Below are 20271 nucleotides of genomic sequence, written 5' to 3' on the forward strand. Positions count from 1 at the left end.
AGCGGAAGGGATAATCTGGCAATATCGATTGTGCACAAGCGGGGTTCAGGCAGGCATTACTCCTTGAGGTTGAGCGGTCAAAATCGCTCTTCTTAGGCTGTTTGGGACCGTATACCCCAATTCCGAATTTAAGACTTGACCCATCTTCCGAATGCGATTGTATCAGGCGTCCGAATCGCGACGCAGTGCTTGCGTTCTGGCGAGTTTCGTCATCACGAGAAGGCAACGCACCAGACATGGCTCAGTCGAACGGCGGCTCTCTCCGCTTCGTCACGCTCGCCTCCGAGATTGTCTCGGCCTATGTGAGCCACAATCACGTGCAGAGTGCGGATCTGCCCGGCCTCCTCAACGAGGTGCACGCGGCGATCCGGGGAATCTGCGACGCCGGCCAGAGCCAGCCGGTCGCCAAGGCGACCCCGCAGGAGATCCGGCGCTCGATCAATCCCGACTTCCTGATCTCGTTCGAGGACGGGAAGCCCTACAAGACGCTGCGCCGCCATCTCACCCTGCGGGGCCTGACGCCGGAGGCCTACCGCGCCAAGTGGGGTCTCGGCTCGGACTACCCGATGACGGCCCAGAGCTATTCCGAGCAGCGCTCGCAGCTCGCGCGTTCCCTGGGCCTCGGGCAGCCGCGCGCGGCTGCCGCCGCTCCGGCCTCCGAGCCCGCGCCGGAGCCCGCCGGGAAGCGGCGGGCCCGCAGCAAGGAAGCCGTTTGACGGCGAGGCGCTTCGCTCGCGGCGAAGGTGTCGTCGACCTGCCGCAATCGGCCTCGATAGCGTGAGGTCGCACGGTGCGCCTGCCTTCTCTCGGCCTGGACGGCGCGCCCGCCCAGACGCCGGAGCCCTGCATGCTGACCCGCCTCACCCTGCCCGCCCTTGTCGCAGCCCTGCTGGCCGCCAACCCGGCCGCGGCGCAGATGGCGCGGACGGAGACCCGGGAGCCTGCCAAGGACGGCACCGCGAAGGTCGTGCCGCTCAGCAAGGCCGACGTGCAGCTCTCCTTCGCCCCCGTGGTGAAGCGGGCCGCGCCCTCGGTGGTGAACGTCTACGCCTCTCACGTGGACAAGCGCTCCAGCGCGCGCACCAGCGCAATGGAGGAGTTCATGCGCCGGTTCTTCGGCGAGCCGGAGGGCGGCCGCGGCCCCCGGGGTGACCGGGCGCAACGCTCCCTGGGCTCGGGCGTCCTGGTCGATGCCGACGGGCTCGTGATCACCAACAACCACGTCATCGACAACATGAACGAGGTCCGGATCGCCCTGGCGGATCGCCGCGAGTTCGAGGCCGCGATCGTGATGCGCGACACCCGCACCGACCTCGCGGTGCTCAAGATCAAGGAGCCGCCGAAGGGCCTCGTTCCGATGCCGTTCGGCGATGCCGATGCCCTTGAGGTCGGCGACTTCGTGATGGCGATCGGTAACCCGTTCGGCGTCGGCCAGACGGTGACGCAGGGCATCGTCTCGGCGCTGGCGCGCACGCAGGTCGGCTCGGCGGACTACCAGTACTTCATCCAGACCGACGCGGCGATCAATCCCGGCAATTCCGGCGGCGCGCTGGTTGACCTGCGCGGCCAGCTCGTGGGCATCAACACCGCGATCTACTCGCAGTCGGGCGGCAGCCACGGCATCGGCTTCGCGATCCCCGTGGGCATGGTCAAGGCGGTGGTCGACGCCGCCCGCGACGGGGCGAGCGTGGTGCGCCGGCCCTGGCTCGGGGCGCGCATCCAGAGCGTGACCCCCGACATCGCCGACAGCATGGGCCTCGACCACCCGACGGGCGTGCTGGTGGCGAGCCTCCAGCCCAAGAGCCCGGCCGAGGAGGCGGGCCTGAAACGCGGCGACCTGATCCTCACGGTCGACGGCCAGGAGGTGGCCGATCCGGAGGCCTTCGGCTACCGCTTCGCCCTCAAGGGCGTGCAGGGCCAGGCCCGGTTCGGGATCCTGCGGGGCACGACCCGGCAGGCGGTCTCGGTCAAGCTCGCCCCGGCTCCCGAGACGCGCCCGCGCGACGTGCTCAAGGTGAAGACCCGCTCGCCGTTCGTCGGCGCAACCCTCGTCAACACCTCGCCGGCGGTGGCCGAGGAGATGCAGGTGGACTTCCCGGCCGAGGGCGTGGCCGTGCAGGCGGTGGACGAGAATTCCATCGCGGCCCGGGTCGGGCTGCAGAAGGGCGACGTGATCGTGGCTGTCAACGGCGTGCCGATGGCGACCACCAAGGATCTCGACCGGGTCACCCGCAACAGCCTCAATTCCTGGGAAGTCGCGATCAACCGCAACGGCGAGATCCTGACCTCAGTGTTCGGCGGCTGATCCCGCAACGAGGCGCCAAGTCCGTAGCCGTGGGCAAGCTCCGGCTCCCGGCTTGCGCCCCCGGCCGCGCCCGGTGTTGATGCGCGGATGTCCGACCTGTTCGCCTCCGCGGAGCCGCCCTCCGCGCCGGATCCCGGCCGCGCCCCCGGCGCCGAGGCCGCCCGTCCTCTCGCGGACCGCCTCCGCCCGCAGAACCTGTCGGAGGTCGTCGGCCAGGAGCACCTGACCGGGGAGGGCGGGGCGCTCACGCGCCTGCTGCGGGGCCGCAGCCTCGGCTCTCTGATCTTCTGGGGGCCGCCCGGCACCGGCAAGACCACGGTGGCGCGGCTGCTCGCCCAGGGCACCAACCTGCATTTCGAGCAGATCTCGGCGATCTTCTCGGGCGTGCCCGACCTGCGCAAGGTGTTCGAGGCCGCCCGCAAGCGCCGGGCGACCGGGCAGGGGACCCTGCTGTTCGTCGACGAGATCCACCGGTTCAACCGGGCCCAGCTCGACGCCTTCCTGCCGGTGATGGAGGACGGGACCGTCACGCTGGTGGGCGCGACGACGGAGAACCCGTCGTTCGAGCTGAACGCGGCGCTCCTGTCCCGCGCCCGGGTTCTGCTGTTCCGGGCGCTCGACCCGGGCGCCATCGCGCGGCTCCTGGTCCGAGCCGAGGCGCTGACGGGCCAGGCCCTGCCGCTGACCGAGGAGGCGCGGGGCGTGCTGGTCCGCATGGCCGACGGCGACGGCCGGGCGGCCCTGACCCTGGCGGAAGAGGTCTGGCGCTCGGCGCAACCGGGCGAGACCCTCGACGCCGAGGCCCTGCAGGCCATCGTCCAGCGGCGGGCGCCGATCTACGACAAGGCGCAGGAGGGTCACTACAATCTGATCTCGGCGCTTCATAAGACCGTGCGCGGCTCGGATCCCGACGCGGCGCTCTATTATCTCTGCCGGATGCTCGACGCCGGCGAGGACCGGCTGTTCATCGCCCGCCGACTCGTGCGCATGGCGGTGGAGGATATCGGGCTCGCCGACCCGCAGGCGCTGGTGGTGGCCAACGCCGCCAAGGACGCCTTCGACTTCCTCGGCAGCCCCGAGGGCGAGCTGGCCCTCGCCCAGGCGGCGATCTACCTCGCCTGCGCGCCGAAATCGAACGCCGTCTACGAGGCCTACAAGGCCGCGACGCGCCTCGCCAAGGAGGCGGGCTCCCTGCCGCCGCCGCGGACCATCCTCAACGCGCCGACCAAGCTGATGAAGCGGATCGGATACGGCGAGGGCTACCGCTACGACCACGACGAGCCCGACGCCTTCTCGGGCCAGGATTACTGGCCCGACGCGCTGGGGCGCCAGCACCTCTACGCGCCCACGGAGCGCGGCTACGAGACCCGGCTCGCCGAGCGGCTCGACCGGTGGGAGGCTCTGCGCAAGCAGCGGCGCGGGGAGGGATAGGCGGGGGTAAGCGCCTGTCCGGCAGCCGGCCACGCCCGTCCTCGACCTCGTCCCGCGGTGCCGGAGCGCGGCGGAGGCCTCGAAGGCGGGCTCCAGGGATCGCGCGGCCGGCTGGAGGGCTCCTTCGAGGCCCGCTGACGCGGGCACCTCAGGATGAGGGTTACGGATCGGAGGGCCCGGTCGCGGCACGATCACAGGTCGAGGGGCGCGTTGTCGATCACCTCCTTCATCACGAAGAAGGTCCGGGTCTGGCGCACCCCCGGCAGGCCGATCAGCGTGGCGCTGTGGAGGCGGTTGAAGTCGGCCATGTCGGACACCCGGATCTTCAGCATGTAGTCGAAGTCGCCGGCCACGAGGTGGCAGTCGAGGAGCACGGGGATCGCCCGCACCGCCGCCTCGAACTCCGAAAAGCTCTCGGGGGTGGAGCGGTCGAGCACCACGCCGACGAAGACCAGGGTGCCGCGCCCGACCCGCGTCGGGTCGATCAGCGCCCGGACCGCCCGCACGAACCCGTCCGCGAACAGGCGCTGGATCCGGCGGTGGCAGGTGGCCGCGCTGGTGCCGACCCGCTCGGCGATCTCGGCGTTCGCCATGCGCCCGTCCGCCTGGAGGAGGCGAAGGATCTTCTGGTCGATCCGGTCGAGCTCTACGGACATGGACGATTCTTTCAGGCGTAGCACGCGATCTGGAATTTTCTGAGGCCAAGCCCCACGATAGCGCAAGTAGCGATCCATCTGAGCTGAAAGATCGAGAGCACCTTTCACCACACATCGGGTATTTTTCTTCCACGCCTCGAAGACGAAGCCGGGCCTCGCGCCGGACCGTCGTCGAGGCCTCGCTTCGACGTGTCCGGGCCGGACGGAGACCGCTCCCCGCCCCGGCCGCGCCCGAGACCCGGAGAGACCCGATGCTGGACAAGTTCGAGCGCTATCCCCTGACCTTCGGCCCGACGCCGATCGAGCCGCTGAAGCGTCTCACCGCGCATCTCGGCGGCGAGGTCGAGCTCTACGCCAAGCGCGAGGATTGCAATTCCGGCCTCGCCTACGGCGGCAACAAGCTGCGCAAGCTCGAGTACATCGTGCCGGACGCGATCAAGAGCGGCGCCGACACGCTGGTGTCGATCGGCGGCGTGCAGTCGAACCACACCCGCATGGTCGCGGCAGTGGCCGCCAAGATCGGGATGAAGTGCCGGCTGATCCAGGAGGCCTGGGTGCCCCACGAGGACGCCGTCTACGACCGGGTCGGCAACATCCTCCTGTCGCGGATCATGGGCGCGCAGACGCAGCTCGTGGATGACGGGTTCGACATCGGCATCCGCGATTCGTGGAAGCGGGCGCTCGCCGAGGTCGAGGCCGAGGGCGGCAAGCCCTACGCGATCCCGGCCGGCGCCTCGGTGCACAAATACGGAGGCCTCGGCTACGTCGGCTTCGCCGAGGAAGTGCGCAAGCAGGAGGCCGAGATGGGCCTGCGCTTCGACTACGTGGTGGTCTGCACGGTCACGGGCTCGACCCATGCCGGCATGCTAGTGGGCTTCTCCACCGACGGGCGCGCCCGCAACGTCATCGGCATCGACGCCTCCTGCACCCCGGCCCAGACCAAGGCCCAGGTCCTCGACATCGCCCAGAACACCGCCGCCCTGGTCGGCGCGGGCGACATCGTCGCCGACGACGTGGTGCTCAACGAGGATTACGCCTACCCGGTCTACGGCGTGCCCTCCAAGGAGACCGTGGAGGCGATCCGGCTCTCGGCCCGCCTCGAGGGCATGATCACCGACCCGGTCTACGAGGGGAAGTCGATGCAGGGCATGATCGACCTCGTGAAGAAGGGCTTCTTCCCGAAGGGCTCGAAGGTGCTCTACGCCCATCTCGGCGGCGCCCCGGCGCTGAACGGCTACAGCTACACGTTCCGCAACGGCTGATACCGTTTCCGGTCGATACCTGCGACACCGCCGTCCTTGCGAGCGGAGCGAAGCAATCCGGACAGCGCCACGCTTCCTGACGTGGCGCGACCCTGGGTCACTTCGCTGCGCTCGTGATGACGGAGAGGGGCACCTCAACCGAAGCATTCAAGCGAAACCGAGTGAGGCGGATCGGCCAGATCCCTCACCTCGCTTCGCCCCTCTCTCACCCTGAGGTGCGGCGCCGCAGGATGAGGTCGCGCGTGTGAAGGGTCGGGCACGCGCGAATTGTTCCGCCTGCCCTATATGCCGGCGCGGGACCGCACCGGAGAGGGCAGGGATGATCGCACCGGCACGCGCGCTGCTCCTGACGGCCCTGCTCGCCCTGGGCGCGCCCGCCGCGCGGGCCGCCTCGGGGCCGGCCGTGGAGGCCGAGAACGGGATGGTGGTCTCGTCCCAGCGCCTCGCCTCGCAGGTCGGGGCCGACATCCTGAAGGCCGGCGGCAACGCCGTCGACGCCGCGGTGGCGGTGGCCTACGCCGAGGCGGTGGTGAACCCCTGCTGCGGCAATCTCGGCGGCGGCGGCTTCCTGGTGCTCCGCAGCGCCGACGGGCGCAGCCGCTTCGTCAATTTCCGCGAGACCGCCCCGGCGGCCGCGACCCGGGACATGTATCTCGACGCCGCCGGCAACGTTGTGAAGGGCGCGAGCCTGCGCGGCTGGAAGGCGGCCGGCGTGCCCGGGACGGTGCTCGGACTCAATACCGCGCTCGCCGCGTACGGGACCCTGCCGCTGGCTCAGGTGCTAGCGCCGGCGATCGCGCTCGCCCGGGACGGGTTCGTGCTGACCCGGGGCGACACCGACATCCTCGAATCCGGGACGAAGCTGTTCGCGGGCCAAGCGAACGTCGCCCGGATCTTCCTGCGCCCGGACGGCAGCCCCTGGAAGCCCGGAGACCGGCTGGTCCAGGCCGACCTCGCCCGCACCCTCCAGGCCATCGCCGACCGCGGCGCGGACGCGTTCTACAAGGGCGCCATCCCTGAAGCCGTGGAGGCAGCCTCCCGGGCGGGCGGCGGCCTGCTGACGGCCACCGACTTCGCCGCCTACACGGTGACGCAATCCGAGCCGCTCACCTGCCGCTACCGGGGCGCCATCATCCTGTCGGCGCCCCCGCCCTCGTCGGGCGGAACCACGCTCTGCGAGATCCTCAACATCCTCGACGGCTACGACCTGCGGGCGGCGGGGTTCAACTCCGCCCGGAGCGTGCACTTGATGGTCGAGGCGATGCGGCGCGCCTATGCCGACCGCAACCTGCTGCTCGGCGATCCGGCCTTCGTGGCGAACCCGGTCGACCGGCTCCTGTCGCCAGCCTACGCGGAGATGCTGCGGGCCTCGATTCGCCCGGACCGGGCGACCCCCTCGGCGGAGATCCGCCCGGATCCGAGCCTGGAGACGCGGGAGCGCGCCGAGACCACCCACATCTCGGTGATGGACAAGGCCGGCAACGCGGCGTCGCTGACCTACACGATCAACGGCTATTTCGGCGCCGGGGTGATCGCCGGCGACACGGGATTCTTCCTCAACGACGAGATGGACGACTTCACGGTCAAGACCGGGGTGCCGAACCTGTTCGGCCTCGTGCAGGGGACGAAGAACGCGATCCAGCCGGGCAAGCGCCCGCTCTCGTCCATGGCGCCCACGATCGTGCTGCGCGACGGCAAGGTCGCGATGGTGGCGGGCTCGCCGGGGGGCTCGCGGATCATCACGATCAACGCGCAGACGCTGATCAACATGCTCGATTTCGGCATGGAGCCGCAGGAGGCGGTGGATGCCCCGCGCATCCACCACCAGTGGCTGCCCGACATGGTCTACGCCGAGCCCTTCGCGCTCTCTGCGGACACGCAGGGCCTCCTGCGGGGCATGGGTCACACGATCGTCGAGCAGAAGCCCTGGGGCGCGCAGGAACTCATCGCGGTCCGCACAGCGGCGCCCGTGATTTCGGAGGCCGCCTCGTCGGGCAACGACGCCTCGCGCACGGAGCGGATGCGGCCGGGCCTGCTCTACGGCGCCAACGACAACCGCCGGCCGGCCGGCGCGGCGGTGGGGGAGTAGGGGTCGGGCCGTTCCATCGACACATTCCCGTCAGTCCGGAGCCACGAAGCGGAGCCCGGCATCGGGCGCCTTCAGGACCTTGATCCATCAGCGGATCCTGATTCCGGGCCCGCCCCGGCTCCCGGGAAAGACGAAGTGGGGCTGAGGCATCCGTCCCGATTACGACATCGATGGTCAGCCTTCTCCCGCCTCCCGCGCCACGGCGCGGAAACCGATGTCGCGCCGACAGAAACCCTCCGGCCAGTCGATCCGGGCCACCGCCGCGTAGGCGCGAGCCTTGGCGTCCGTGACGCTATCGCCGAGCGCGGTGACCGCCAGAACACGGCCGCCATCGGCGAGCAGATGCCCGCCCTCGGCGCGGGTGCCGGCCTGGAACACGTGAACCCCGTCGCCCTCGGCGGCGTCGACGCCCCGGATCACCGAGCCCCGGACCACGGCCCCCGGATAGCCGGCCGCCGCCATCACCACGGTGAGGGCCGCCCGGTGGGAATCGAATTCCAGGCTCACGCCGGAGAGATCGCCGTCGCAGGCCGAGAGCAGGGCCGGCACGAGGTCGGAGGCGAGGCGCGGCATCAGCACCTGCGCCTCGGGATCGCCGAAGCGGGTGTTGTACTCGATCAGCTTGGGGCCGTCGGCGGTGAGCATCAGGCCGGCGTAGAGGATGCCGGTGAACGGGCAGCCGCGGGCCCGCATGCCGGCGAGCGTCGGCGCGATGATCTCGGCCATGACCCGGGCCTCGATCTCCGGGGTGACCACGCGGGCGGGGGAATAGGCGCCCATGCCGCCGGTGTTGGGGCCGCGGTCGCCGTCGAAGACGCGCTTGTGGTCCTGGGCGGTGCCGAGGGAGATCGCCCGCGTGCCGTCGCACAGGGCGAAGAAGCTGGCCTCCTCGCCGAACAGGCACTCCTCGACCACCACCTCAGCGCCGGGCTCGGCGAACAGGGCGGTGAGCGCGTCCTCGGCCTGGTCGACGGTCTCGGCGACGGTGACGCCCTTGCCGGCGGCGAGCCCGTCGGCCTTGACGACGATCGGGGCACCCTGCTGGCGGACATAGGCCAGCGCCGGCTCCAGCTCGGTGAAACGCGCGAAGGCGGCGGTCGGGATGCCGCAGGCGGCGCAGAGATCCTTGGTGAAGCCCTTCGAGCCCTCGAGCCGGGCGGCGTCGCGGGTCGGCCCGAAGGCGCGGATGCCGGCGGCCTTCAGGTCGTCCACCAGGCCGGCGACTAGGGGCGCCTCGGGCCCGACCACCACGAGGCCGATCGACTCCGCGGCGCAGAAGGCGGCGACGGCCGCGTGGTCGGTGACCTTGAGATCCGGCCGGTTGGTCCCATGGCGGGCCGTGCCAGGATTGCCCGGCGCCGTGAACAGACGGGTGCAGAGCGGGCTCTGGGCCAGTCGCCAGGCCAGGGCGTGCTCGCGGCCGCCGGAGCCGATCAGCAGGATATTCATGCGCACGCCACCATGGGCCCAGCTTCTGAGGGAAGCGTGCCCGGGGGAAAAGGTTTTTTTCGGGCTTTCCCCGCTCTGCGCGGATATCCCCGCGGCTCAGCCGCCGATATCAGCAGCCGATGCAGACGCTCGTGTTGAGGCCGCCGCCCCGCCGCACGACCCCGTGGCGGCCGAGGTGGCGGCCCCTGTACACCCCCCCGTGGACGCCCCGATAGGGCAGGTAGGGTCCGACGGGGTCGAACTGGGCGTTGCGCTGGATCGTCTGGTTCAGCGTGTTGAAGTCCGAGACCCGCTGCTGGTTGAGCGACCGGATCTGGCCCTGCAGGGCGAACGAGGCGTTGGCGGCGTTCGGGTCGTTCTGCTGCACCTGCGCCCCGGCGGTGCCCGCCGGAAAGGCGAGCGCCAGAGCGAGAAGCGCGCGGGACGCGGCACGCATGGGTGGTCCCTCCGTGCGAGATGCAAGTGGTCTTCGGAAGCGATTGTCCGAAGTCGACGCCTCAGGATCGGTCCGGGTTCCCGGGCGCGTCAACCCGGCACAACGGGGGATTTGATCTCCGGCAGGGCCTCGACCTGCCCGGGATCCAGCCCGGTATGGGCCTGGACCAGGGGGCGGGGGGTCAGGGCGAGCCACTGGGTCAGGGAGATGTCGGCGTAGCGCGGGGCCTTGAACATCTCCAGGAAGGTCAGGGTCGTGTCGCCGGTATTCTCGATGTAGTGGCCCATGGCGAAGGGCACGTAGCCGACATCACCGGCCCGGTAGTCGAAGGTGCGGGCCTTCGATTCCGAGCCGAACACGGTCATCCGGCCCTGGCCCGACAGGTAGTACTGCCACTCGTCGCTGTTGGGGTGCCAGTGCAGCTCGCGCAGGCCCCCGGGTTCGACCTCCACCAGGGCCGCCGCGATCGTGACCGAGGCCGGGAACACCGTGGAATCGGTGATGCGCACGCTGCCGCCCTTGGTGCGGACCGGCTCCTGCGCGAGCATCCGGTGGCTGAAGGTCTTCGGCACCGGGCCCGAGCCGCCCATCCGGTCGGCCGCGAGCGGGCCGGGCTTCGGGCCCGGAAAGATGTAGAGCTCCTTCTGAGGAACCTTGGCGAAGGCACTCTCGGGCAGGCCGAAATTCTTGGCGAGCACGTCGGTCGGCGTGTGCGCCAGCCAGTCGGTCAGCAGGAAGGTGGAATCCTCCGAGAAGGCGCCGTCGTCGAACACGAGCAGGAACTCGCAGCCGTCGATCCCGTCGGCGGAGAGCCCCTGGATCGAGTGCGGGATGCCGCCGGGGAAGTACCAGAGGTCGCCCTCGCCGACATCGTCCGCGAAGGTGCGGCCGTCCTGATCGACCGCGGTGATCCGGGCCCTGCCCTTGATCATGTAGGCCCACTCGGATTCCTTGTGCCAGTGCATCTCGCGGACGACGCCGGCCTTGAGCCGCATGTTGACGCCGGCCATGGCCTTCGAGACCGGCAGCTCGCGGATCGTGGTCTGGCGCGCCCAGCCGCCGTCCTCCAGCCGCATGTGGCTGTCCGCGAAGGACCATTTCAGGTTCGGCATCGTGCCGTGGTCGCTGGCGGGCGGCGCCAGGGTGAACGGCTCCTCGGCAGCCCGAGGCCGGTTCCGCGGGCCCAGGATGTCGGCGCCCTTGCCGCCGCGCTCGGGGAGGAGGGCGGGCGGCCCGGCGGGTTGCGCCGCGGCGGACGACGCGACCATCGCGCCGCCGGCGGCGGCGATGACGGCGCGCCTGGAGATCTCGGTCATCGTGGATCGGTCCCTGATACCCGGCCCTGATACCCGGCCCGCGACATGTGGCAGGGTAACCGGGCGGTGGGTGCGGAGGATCCGCGGACGGGCCCCTTCGTGCAGTGCGGCATCTCGCCCGGAGCCCGCGCGCGGTCTATGAATTGAATACGGCGCATCGAGTACGCTTCGAGTACGCCGGCGGACGCGTCCCGGCCGGTCGCCGAGGCGGCGGTTGATGCGCAGCGCGACCCGAGGGCGAGGATGGCGGACCGGGACAGTTCAGCCGCGGACGAAGGCGTCCCGCCCGCGCGCGGTGGCCGTCGATGGCTCGCCCTACTGGCGCTGGCGGGACTCGCCGCCCTCGGATACCGCCTGTGGCCGGACCCGTCCCGCGCGGCGAGTCCGCCCGCCACCGCCGAGGCGAGGCCGCCGACCGTGCGGGTCGCCGCCGCGGCCCGGGCCTCCGACACCCTGAGCCTGACCCAGACGGGCACCACCCAGGCCTTCGACACCGCCAGCCTCTACCCGCGAGCGACCGGCTACATCGTCGAGCGCAAGGTCGATATCGGCTCGCACGTGAAGGCGGGCGACCTGCTGTTCCGGATCAGCGCGCCCGATCTCGACCAGCGGCTGGTCCAGGCCCAGTCGCGGGTGCTGCAACTCCAGGCGGCGCTGATCCAGGCGCGGGCGATGGTGGATCAGGCCGAGGCCAACCGTCACCTCGCCGACGTGACCAACCGGCGGACCTCGACGCTGGCCGGCACCGGGGTCGAGACCCGGCAGAACGCCGACACCTCCCAGGCCGGGGTGCTGGCGCAGACCGCCAACGTCGACGCCGCCAGGGCCGCCGTGAAGGTCGCGGAGGCCAACATCGCCGCCCAGGAGGCCCAGGTCGCCCAGCTCAAGGTCCTGACCGGGTTCGAGGAGATCCGCGCGCCCTTCGACGGGGTGGTGACGGCCCGCAACAACGATGTCGGCGACGCGGTCACGGCGGACACCAATACGGGGGCGCCGCTCCTGACGCTGAATCGGGACGACGTGCTGCGCATGGCGGTGAACGTGCCGCTCTACGCCGCCGACGGCGTCCGCGACGGGCTGGCCGCGAAGGTCGAGGTGGCGCAGATCCCGGACCGGATCTTCCCCGGCACGGTCTCGCGCTCCTCGACGACGCTGCTCTCCGCCGCGCGCACGCTGGTCACGCAGGTCGATATCCCCAATCCCGACGGCGCGCTGCGGCCGGGCCTCTACATCACCATCACGCTGGAGATCCCGCGGGTCTCGCCCGCCGTGACGGTGCCGAACGACGCGCTGATCTTCGACCAGCACGGGACCCGCGTGGCCGTGGTCGAGGCGGCCGGGGACGGGAGCGGCGTGGTGCGGATGCGTCCGGTCACGATCTTCCGCCAGACCCGCACGGTGCTGGAGCTGCGCGACGGCCTGAACGGCGGCGAGCGCGTCGTCGTGGGCCCGCCGGCCTCGCTGCGCGACGGCGACAGGGTCACCCTGCGTCCGGAGGATCGGGCAGGGGCGTGAGCCGCGCTGTGGGCGGCGGCGAGACCCGCGGCGCGGAACTGGGCGCCGCCCGGCGGCCCTGTCCAGCCCTGGCACAGCTACGGCGGCGATAAGCCGTCCGGCACACGGCGGCCGAGGCGGCATCAGACCCCGGCGCCGCCGTGACCGGCCGGCTCAGGAAGCGGACACCACCGCCGTGGCACTCGGAACGATAGCGCTGTCGATCGCGCTGCTTGGCCTCGCCCTCGCGATCCTCGGTCTGGCGCTGGCCCTCGCGGGGGGCTCCTGGTTCTACGTCGCCCTGAGCGTGGGGTTGCTGGCCTCCGGCGTCGAGCTGGCCCGGCGGCGTCAGCGCGGCCTCGGGATCTACGCCCTGGTCCTGGCGGCGGCCTTCGCCTGGACGGTGGGCGAGGTCGGGCTCGACAAGTGGCAGTGGATCCCGCGCGGGGCCCTGATCCTCCTCGTCGGTTTCGTGCTCTGCCTGCCCCTCGTCGTGCGGCGCCTGCGCGACGCGCCCGAACGGCCCTGGAAGCCCGGCCTCGGGAACGGCCCGCTCGCCCTCCGGGTCGTCGTGCTGCTCATCGCGGCCTCGGCCGCCGCGTCCTGGTTCGTCGACCCCGTCGAGACGCGGGGCAGCCTGCCGAGGGTCGCGGGGGCGGGGCCCGCCGACGTCGATCCGAGCGGCGTTCGCTATCCGGCGGACGATTGGGTCGCCTACGGCGGCACCAATCTCGGCCAGCGCTACTCGGCGCTCACGGACATCACCACCGCCAACGTCCGCGGCCTCACCGTGGCCTGGGAACATCATACGGGTGACCTGCGCGGCGACGGCCGGGCGGATCCGAAGGAATTCACCTTCGAGGCCACGCCCATCAAGGTGAACGGGCTGCTCTACCTCTGCACGCCGCACAACATCGTCCAGGCCCTGGAGCCCGAGACCGGCCGGCTGGTCTGGGCCTTCGACCCGAAGATGGCGCGGGACGGCCAGTACCAGCACCAGACCTGCCGCGGCGTGTCCTACAACGACTCGACCGGCTACGCGCCGCCGGCGGAGACCGACGCGGACCGGACCGCCGCCGTCGCGGCCGCGATCGCCGAATGCCCGCGCCGGATCATCGCGGCCTCGGTCGACGCGCGCCTCTACGCGCTGAACGCCGAGACCGGGGCCCTGTGCCGGACCTTCGGGGCGGACGGGTTCGTCGACCTGAAGGCGCAGATGCCGAACCTCCGGCGCGCCGCCTATCAGCAGACCTCGGCGCCGCTGGTGACCCGGAACCTCATCGTCCTCGGCAGCGCGATCGCCGACAACTACTACGCGGACAACCCCTCGGGCGTGATCCGCGCCTTCGACGTGCGCACCGGCGCGATCGTCTGGAAGTTCGACGCCGGCAAGCCCGACGCGACCGCGCCGCTGCGGCCCGACGAACGCTACGAGCCCAACTCGGCGGTGGCCTGGACGCAGTTCTCGGCCGACGAGGCCCTGGGGCTCGTCTACGTGCCGTTCGGCAACCGGGCGCCCGATCAGGTGGGCGTGGCCCGGTCGAAGAGGGACGAGGCCCTCATCGACGCACTGGCGGCGCTGGATCTGGGGACAGGCAAGCTGCGCTGGGCGTTCCGGACCACGCATCACGACCTGTGGGACCGCGATAACCCGTCCCAGCCGGTCCTCCTCACCCTGCCGCAGGGCGACGCGACGGTGCCGGCGATCCTGATCCCCACCAAGGTCGGCAATGTCTGGGTCCTCGATCGCCGCACCGGCGCCCCGATCCGGCCAGTCTCCGAGGTCCCGGTCTCGACCGAGACCGATATTCCCGGGGAGGCGCCGTCACCGGTCCAACCGATGTCGTCCCTCCGCTTCACGCCGGCGCCGCTGACGGAGGCCGGCATGTGGGGCGTCACGCCCTTCGACCAGATCCAGTGCCGCCTCGCCTTCCGGTCGAACCGCTACGACGGTAACCCGTTCACGCCGCCCCAGACGTCGGAGGGCGCGATCATCTGGCCCGGCAATATCGGGGTGTTCAACTGGGGGTCGGTGGCGGTCGACCCGGTCCATCACTGGATGATCGCGACGCCGCAATATCTGCCCTACATCTACCGCCTGCTCCCGCGCCCGCCGGGCGAGCCGGAAAGGCGCCTCGTCGGCGCCGATCCCGAGGCGAGCCCGGTCAACGAGAATCTCGGCGGCCCCTACGCGATCTCCATCGCGCACATGCGCTCCGCCCTCGGCATCCCCTGCAGCGCGCCCCCCTGGGGCCTGCGGGTCGGCGTGAATCTCGCCGACGGCACCATCGCCTGGAAGCGCCGCAACGGCACGGTCGCGGGGCAGAAGGTCGGCGGTCTCGCGGTCCCGCTTCCCTTGGAGATGGGCATGCTGGCCCATGGCGGCACCCTGACCACGGCGGGCGGCGTCGCGTTCACGGCCGCGACGCTCGACGACCGCATCCGCGGCTACGACACGCAGACCGGGGAGGTCCTGTGGACCACGAAGCTGCCGGCCGGCGGCCAGGCCACCCCGATGACGTATCGCGGCCGGGACGACCGGCAATACGTGGTGATCGCGGCGGGCGGCCACGGCGCGCTCGGCACCACGCCGGGCGACTCGGTCATCGCCTTCCGGCTCGAGTGAGCCGTCCCGCGCCGCCTGCCGGAGCAGAGGGTGCCGCGGAATCGGCGAAGGCCCCGGCTTTCCGGCCGGGGCGGGGGCGTTCTAGGCCGTGAGCCGGGCCCGCGCGTCGGTGCGGGCGAGGCGGCCCAGCAGGTACTCGACCTCGGCCTTCGCCTGCGCGGTCAGCGCCTGTGAGGGCTTCCGCTGCGCGTCGGACGCGAAGATCCCCCGGCGCATGAACACGTATTTGCGCACCGCGAGCCCCAGCGGACCCTGCTGCTGCTCGTAGCGGAGATAGGGGAGGTGGGCGTCGAACAGGTCGTGGGCGGCGTCGCGCTCGCCCGCCCGGCCGAGGCGGACCACGTCGACCAGCATCTCCGGGAAGGCGTAGCCGGTATTGGCCCCGTCGGCGCCGCGCTCGGTCTCGAAATCGAGGAACAGGCCGCCATTGCCCACGAGGATAGAGATGTGGCGCATCGAGCCGTCCGCCTCAAAGCCGCGCAGCGTGGAAATCTTCTCCAGGCCCGGCCAGTCCTCGTGCTTGAGCATCACGCAGGAGGGGTTTTCCGACACGATCCGGCGGATCACGCCGGGGGTCATCTGGACCGAGAAGGTGAGGGGATAGTCCTGAAGCACGAAGGGCACGTCCGGGCCGATCGCCTCGACGGCGTTGCGGTAGTAGCCGACCACTTGGTCGTCGGTGCGGAGCGTGTTGGGCGGCGCGATCATCACGCCGGCCGCGCCCAGCTCCATCACCTCGCGGGCGAGCGCCCGCATGGCCGCGAAGCCCGGCGCCGTGACGCCGACGATCACCGGCAGCCGGGTGCGCCCGAGGACGCGCCGCGCCACCGCGAGACCCTCCGCGTGGTCGAGCTTGCCGGCCTCGCCGAGCTGCCCGAGGATCGTCAGGCCGTCGACGCCGGCCGACCCGAAGAAGTCGGTCATCCGGTCGAGGGAGACCTCATCGATCCGGCCGTCCGGATGGAACGGCGTCGGCGCGATCGGTACGACGCCGCCGATGTCGCTGGTGAGGGGCATGCCGGTCTCCTCGGTGCTGCGGCGGCCGACGGCCGCCGGGTGGCATGCCCCATACTAAAAAATCCCGGGCGACGCGACGCGCCCAGGACGGGATCGGGGCCCGATCAGCCGAGCAGCTTGTCGAGGGTGATCGGCATCTCGCGGACCCGCACGCCGGTGGCGTGCCAGACCGCGTTGGCGATGGCGCCCACCGTGCCGGTGATGCCGATCTCGCCGACCCCCTTCACGCCGAGATTGTTCACCACCGCGTCGTCCTCGTGGACCAGGATCGCCTCCATGGCGGGCACGTCGGCGTTCACCGGCACGTGATACTCGGCGAGGTTGTCGTTGAGGAAGCGGCCGGTGCGCGGGTCCATCTCGGCCCGCTCGTGCAGGGCGAAGGACAGGCCCCAGATCATCCCGCCGTAATACTGGCTCTGGACGAGGCGCGGGTTGATCACCCGGCCGGCCGCGAAGGCGCCCACGAGGCGGCTCACCCGGATCTGGCCGAGATCGGGATCGACCTTCACCTCGGCGAAGACCGCGCCGTGGGCGTGCATGGCGTAGGAGGCCTGCACCGCCGGGTCGGCGCCGGCCTTGCCCTGGCCCTCGATGCTGGCCCGGCCGGCCCGCCGGAGGATGTCGGTGACGGATTCGCCCCGGCCCGGGTCGTCGCGCCGGGTCAAGCGCCCGTCCGCGGCGGTCACGCCGGCATTGCCGGCTCCGTAAAGCGGGGAGGCGGGGTCGTTGGTGGCCAGCTCCGCGAGCTGCCGGATCACGTCGGCGGCCGCCGCGTGGACCGCGCCGCCCGCCGTGGCGGTGTGGCCCGAGCCGCCCGCGATCCCGGCATTCGGCAGGTCGGAAGACCCCATCCGGAAGGTGAGGGCGTCCATCCCGATCCCGAGCCCGTCGGCGGCGATCTGGGCCAGCGCCGTCCAGGATCCCTGGCCCATGTCGATCGCCCCGAGCTCCACCGTGCCGGTGCCGTCGGCGCGGATCTCGGCCCGGGCCATGCCCTCGAAGATCAGCGCCGGGAAGGTGGCGGTGCCCATGCCGGTGCCGACCAGGAACCCGTCCTTGTCGCGCGTCTGGCGGGGCCGGAGCGGGCGCCCGGCCCAGCCAAAAGCCTCGGCGCCGCGGCGGTAGCAGTCCCGCAGGGCCTTGGAGGAGAACGGCTTGCCGGTGAGCGGCTCGACCTCGGCGTAGTTGGCGAGCCGGAAGTCCAGCGGGTCCATGCCGAGCTCATGGGCCATCTCGTCCAGCGCGCTCTCCAGGGCGACGCTGCCGGTGGCCTCGCCGGGCGCCCGCATGAACAGCGGCGTGCCGGTGTCGAGGCGCACGGCCTCGTGCCGGATGGCGATGGCCGGGCTCGCGTAGAGGGTGCTGGTCGCCCGACCGGCCGGCTCGAAGAAGTCGTCGAAGCTCGACGAGGCGGTGCGGATGTGGTGGTCGAGGGCCGTCAGCTTGCCGGAGGCGTCGGCGCCGAGCCGGAGGGTCTGCCGGGTCGGCCCGCGATGCCCCATCGGGCCGTACATCTGGGTCCGGGTCGGGACGAGCTTCACCGGCCTGCCGACGAGCTTGGCCGCCATGCAGGCGAGCACCTGCGGCCCGGCGGGGACGCCCTTCGAGCCGAAGCCGCCGCCGAGATAGGGGCTCTCGATGTGGATGTCGTCGGGGCTGATGCCGAACAGTCCGGCGAGCCGGGCCTGCGACATGGCGAGCGCCTGGGTCGGCATGAACAGCGTCAGCCGGTCCCCGTCCCAGCTGGCCACCGCCGCGTGCGGCTCCATGGCGTTGTGGTACTGGGCCGGCGTCTCGTAGGTGGCGGCGATCGTCTTCGACGCGGACGCGAGCCCGGCCTCGACATCGCCGTCCGTCTCGACGGGCGGCGCGCCGACGCCGACCGAATCCGGCGTGAAGGCCTCGCCGGAATCGAGCCCGATCCGCGGCGTCTCGGCCGCGTAGGTCGGGGCGAGCAGCCGGGCGCCCTCGGCCGCCGCTTCCAGGGTCTCGGCGATCACCACGGCGATGGGCTGGTTGGCGTAGCGGACGCGATCGTTCTGCAGGAGGTCGAGGCGGAAGGTGAACGGGCCGTCCTTGGCGTCCGGGTCCTTGGCGAGCGCCGGGGCGTGCCCCGGCCGCATCACCGCCACGACGCCGGGATGCGCCTCGGCGGCGGCCACGTCGAGGCCGGTGACGCGGCCCTTCGCGATCCGGGCGACGCAGAGCGCCGCGTGGAGGGTGCCGGGGGGCAGGTTGTCGGCGGAGAAGCGCGCCCGGCCCGTCACCTTGAGGGGGCCGTCGCGCCGGGTCAGGGGCTGGCCGATGCTGGAGCCGTGCCGGATCGCGCCGGCGGGGAGGTTCGAGGCGGGCATGTTCGGTGGCGTGGAGGTCGCGGTCATGCGGGTCTCCTCAAGGGTTCCGGTTGAAGCCTTCGGTTGCGGGGACCCGCTCCGTCATCACGGGCGGAGCGAAGTGACCCAGGGCAGCGCGACGTCGGGATCGCGGCGCCGCCTGGGTTGCTTCGCTCCGCTCGCAAAGACGGCGCCGGAGCCGCCGACCGGGGGCGGGGTCAGACGATGCCGAACGGGGAGGCGGGGAGCGCCGGGATCCGGGCGGGCGTGCCCGCGGCGGCCTGGCTCAGGGCGCGGATCGCCACGCGGCGGGCGAGCTCGATCTTGAAGGCGTTGGCCTCGCCGGTGGGCTTGGCGCCGGAAAGCGCCGCGGCGGCGGCCTGCGCGAAGGCCTCGGGGGAGGGCGCCTGTCCGGCGAGCGCGGCCTCAGCCTCCGCCACCCGCCAGGGTTTGAGCGCCAGCCCGCCGAAGGCGAGCCGGGCCTGCCCGATCCGGCCGCCGGCCTCCAGGGTGAGGGCGGCCGCCGCCGAGACGACCGCGAAGGCGTAGGAGGTGCGGTCGCGGACCTTGAGGTAGCGGGCGTTGCCCCGGAACGCGGCCGCCTCGGGGGGCAGGCGCAGGGCGGTGATCAGCTCGCCGGGCCGCAGGTCGGTCTCCCGCTCCGGGTGGTCGCCGGGGAGGTGGTGGAACGCGGTGAGCGGCACCTCCCGGGCGCCGTCCGGCCCGGCGATCTCCACCACCGCGTCGAGGGCGGCGAGCGGCACGCAGAAATCGGACGGGTGGGTGGCGATGCAGTGCTCGCTCCAGCCCTGGACCGCGTGGATGCGGGTGGCGTGCCCCAGGGCCGCGCAGCCGGAGCCGGGCGCGCGCTTGTTGCAGGGCGAGACCGCATCGGTGAAGTATTGGCAGCGGGTGCGCTGCATCAGGTTGCCGCCGACCGTGGCAGCGTTGCGCAGCTGTGCCGAGGCGCCGGCCAGCAGGGCCTCGGCCACCATCGGGTAGGTCTTGGCGAAGGCCGGGTCGTGGGCGAGGTCGCTGTTGCGCACCAGGGCGCCGACCCGGGTGGCGCCGTCCGGCAGCCCCTCGATGCCCGAGAGGCCGGGGAGGCGGGTGATGTCGACGACCCGCTCCGGGGTGGCGACGCCGCCCTTCATCAGGTCGACCAAGTTGGTGCCGGCGGCGAGATAGGCCGTGCCCGGAATCTGGCCGGCCGCCACGGCCTCGGGCACGCTCGCGGGGCGGATGTAGTCGAAGGTCCTCACGCCGCGTCCTCCCGCTGCTCCGAGGTCCGGGCGGCCGCGTCCTGCACGGCGTCCAGGATGCCCGCGTAGGCGCCGCAGCGGCAGAGATTGCCGCTCATGCCCTCGCGGATGCGCTCCGGGTCGGTGCCGGCGTGGCCCTCGCGGATCAGCCCGACCGCGCTCATGATCTGGCCGGGGGTGCAGAAGCCGCACTGGAAGCCGTCATGGGCGATGAAGGCCGCCTGGACCGGGTGGAGCCGGTCGCCCTCGGCGAGCCCCTCGATGGTCAGCACCTCGGCGCCGTCGAGGCTCGCGGCGAGCGTCAGGCAGCTGTTGATGCGCCGCCCGTCCACCAGGACCGTGCAGGCGCCGCACTGGCCGCGGTCGCAGCCCTTCTTGGCGCCGGTCAGGCCGAGGCGCTCGCGCAGGAGATCGAGGAGGGTGACGCGCGGATCGTCGAGGGCGATCTCGCGCGGCTGCCCGTTCAGGGTGAGCCCGAGGGGAATGGTCATGCGGGGGTCCCGGCTTACAAGGCTGGAACCGTTACAGATAGCCGCCGCCGCGCTCCCGGCGAGACCTTAAGCAGAAAGCGATGTGCGCAAGATCACGGCACGCG

Annotated in this window: 15 protein-coding genes; 7 read left to right on the plus strand and 8 right to left on the minus strand. The window is 71.8% G+C overall.

Annotated features, from left to right (window positions below):
* Positions 1 to 236: 236 nt before the first annotated feature.
* From MOTC310_RS00360 to MOTC310_RS00370, 3 genes are all read left to right on the plus strand, one after another.
* Positions 237 to 716, plus strand: a complete 480-nt coding sequence (locus tag MOTC310_RS00360; RefSeq protein WP_331300414.1) for a Ros/MucR family transcriptional regulator — start codon at positions 237 to 239, stop codon at positions 714 to 716.
* Positions 717 to 847: 131 nt separating this feature from the next.
* Complete coding sequence (locus MOTC310_RS00365; RefSeq protein WP_331300415.1) at positions 848 to 2305, plus strand: Do family serine endopeptidase; 1458 nt, start codon at positions 848 to 850, stop codon at positions 2303 to 2305.
* 87 nt (positions 2306 to 2392) lie between these two features.
* Complete coding sequence (locus tag MOTC310_RS00370) at positions 2393 to 3736, plus strand: replication-associated recombination protein A (protein WP_331300416.1); 1344 nt, start codon at positions 2393 to 2395, stop codon at positions 3734 to 3736.
* Between the two features lie 191 nt (positions 3737 to 3927).
* Here MOTC310_RS00370 and MOTC310_RS00375 read toward each other — a convergent pair whose 3' ends face one another.
* A complete protein-coding gene (locus MOTC310_RS00375) occupies positions 3928 to 4392 on the minus strand; it encodes an Lrp/AsnC family transcriptional regulator (protein ID WP_331300417.1) in 465 nt (154 codons plus the stop codon).
* Positions 4393 to 4643: 251 nt separating this feature from the next.
* Between MOTC310_RS00375 and MOTC310_RS00380 the strand changes: the two genes are divergently transcribed.
* Together MOTC310_RS00380 and ggt are read left to right on the plus strand one after the other, a co-directional pair.
* Entirely contained in the window at positions 4644 to 5654 is a 1011-nt protein-coding gene (locus MOTC310_RS00380; RefSeq protein ID WP_331300418.1) for a 1-aminocyclopropane-1-carboxylate deaminase, read from the plus strand.
* Between the two features lie 319 nt (positions 5655 to 5973).
* Positions 5974 to 7743, plus strand: a complete 1770-nt coding sequence (gene ggt / locus MOTC310_RS00385; RefSeq protein WP_331300419.1) for a gamma-glutamyltransferase — start codon at positions 5974 to 5976, stop codon at positions 7741 to 7743.
* A 174-nt stretch (positions 7744 to 7917) separates the two neighbouring features.
* On the opposite strand, the gene purD is transcribed toward ggt, so the two are convergent.
* From purD to MOTC310_RS00400, 3 genes are all read right to left on the minus strand, one after another.
* On the minus strand, positions 7918 to 9192 hold the full coding sequence (gene purD, locus MOTC310_RS00390) for a phosphoribosylamine--glycine ligase (RefSeq protein WP_331294432.1): 1275 nt from the start codon (positions 9190 to 9192) through the stop codon (positions 7918 to 7920).
* A gap of 109 nt (positions 9193 to 9301) precedes the next feature.
* Entirely contained in the window at positions 9302 to 9628 is a 327-nt protein-coding gene (locus MOTC310_RS00395; protein ID WP_331300420.1) for a hypothetical protein, read from the minus strand.
* 89 nt (positions 9629 to 9717) lie between these two features.
* Positions 9718 to 10944, minus strand: coding sequence for an oxalate decarboxylase family bicupin (locus MOTC310_RS00400; protein ID WP_331300421.1), 1227 nt, complete (start codon positions 10942 to 10944; stop codon positions 9718 to 9720).
* A 243-nt stretch (positions 10945 to 11187) separates the two neighbouring features.
* Here MOTC310_RS00400 and MOTC310_RS00405 point away from each other — a divergent pair, with 243 nt between their 5' ends.
* Both MOTC310_RS00405 and MOTC310_RS00410 read left to right on the plus strand, forming a co-directional pair.
* Entirely contained in the window at positions 11188 to 12459 is a 1272-nt protein-coding gene (locus MOTC310_RS00405; RefSeq protein WP_331300422.1) for an efflux RND transporter periplasmic adaptor subunit, read from the plus strand.
* 175 nt (positions 12460 to 12634) lie between these two features.
* Positions 12635 to 15064, plus strand: a complete 2430-nt coding sequence (locus MOTC310_RS00410) for a membrane-bound PQQ-dependent dehydrogenase, glucose/quinate/shikimate family (protein WP_331300423.1) — start codon at positions 12635 to 12637, stop codon at positions 15062 to 15064.
* 81 nt (positions 15065 to 15145) lie between these two features.
* On the opposite strand, the gene MOTC310_RS00415 is transcribed toward MOTC310_RS00410, so the two are convergent.
* The 4 genes from MOTC310_RS00415 to MOTC310_RS00430 all read right to left on the minus strand — a co-directional run bounded on the left by MOTC310_RS00415 (position 15146) and on the right by MOTC310_RS00430 (position 20167).
* The gene (locus tag MOTC310_RS00415) at positions 15146 to 16081 is read right to left on the minus strand and encodes a dihydrodipicolinate synthase family protein (RefSeq protein WP_331300424.1); all 936 of its coding nucleotides are present in this window, start codon (positions 16079 to 16081) and stop codon (positions 15146 to 15148) included.
* Between the two features lie 104 nt (positions 16082 to 16185).
* Complete coding sequence (locus MOTC310_RS00420; protein WP_331300425.1) at positions 16186 to 18462, minus strand: xanthine dehydrogenase family protein molybdopterin-binding subunit; 2277 nt, start codon at positions 18460 to 18462, stop codon at positions 16186 to 16188.
* Positions 18463 to 18632: 170 nt separating this feature from the next.
* The gene (locus tag MOTC310_RS00425) at positions 18633 to 19676 is read right to left on the minus strand and encodes an FAD binding domain-containing protein (RefSeq protein ID WP_331300426.1); all 1044 of its coding nucleotides are present in this window, start codon (positions 19674 to 19676) and stop codon (positions 18633 to 18635) included.
* Positions 19673 to 20167 carry a (2Fe-2S)-binding protein gene (locus MOTC310_RS00430; protein ID WP_331300427.1) on the minus strand — a complete coding sequence of 165 codons (495 nt, stop codon included), beginning with the start codon at positions 20165 to 20167 and terminating at the stop codon, positions 19673 to 19675. Before MOTC310_RS00430 ends, MOTC310_RS00425 begins: the two co-directional genes overlap by 4 nt.
* Between the last annotated feature and the right edge of the window lie 104 nt (positions 20168 to 20271).

The sequence above is a fragment of the Methylobacterium oryzae genome, from assembly GCF_036441375.1.
GTDB lineage: Bacteria > Pseudomonadota > Alphaproteobacteria > Rhizobiales > Beijerinckiaceae > Methylobacterium > Methylobacterium oryzae_A.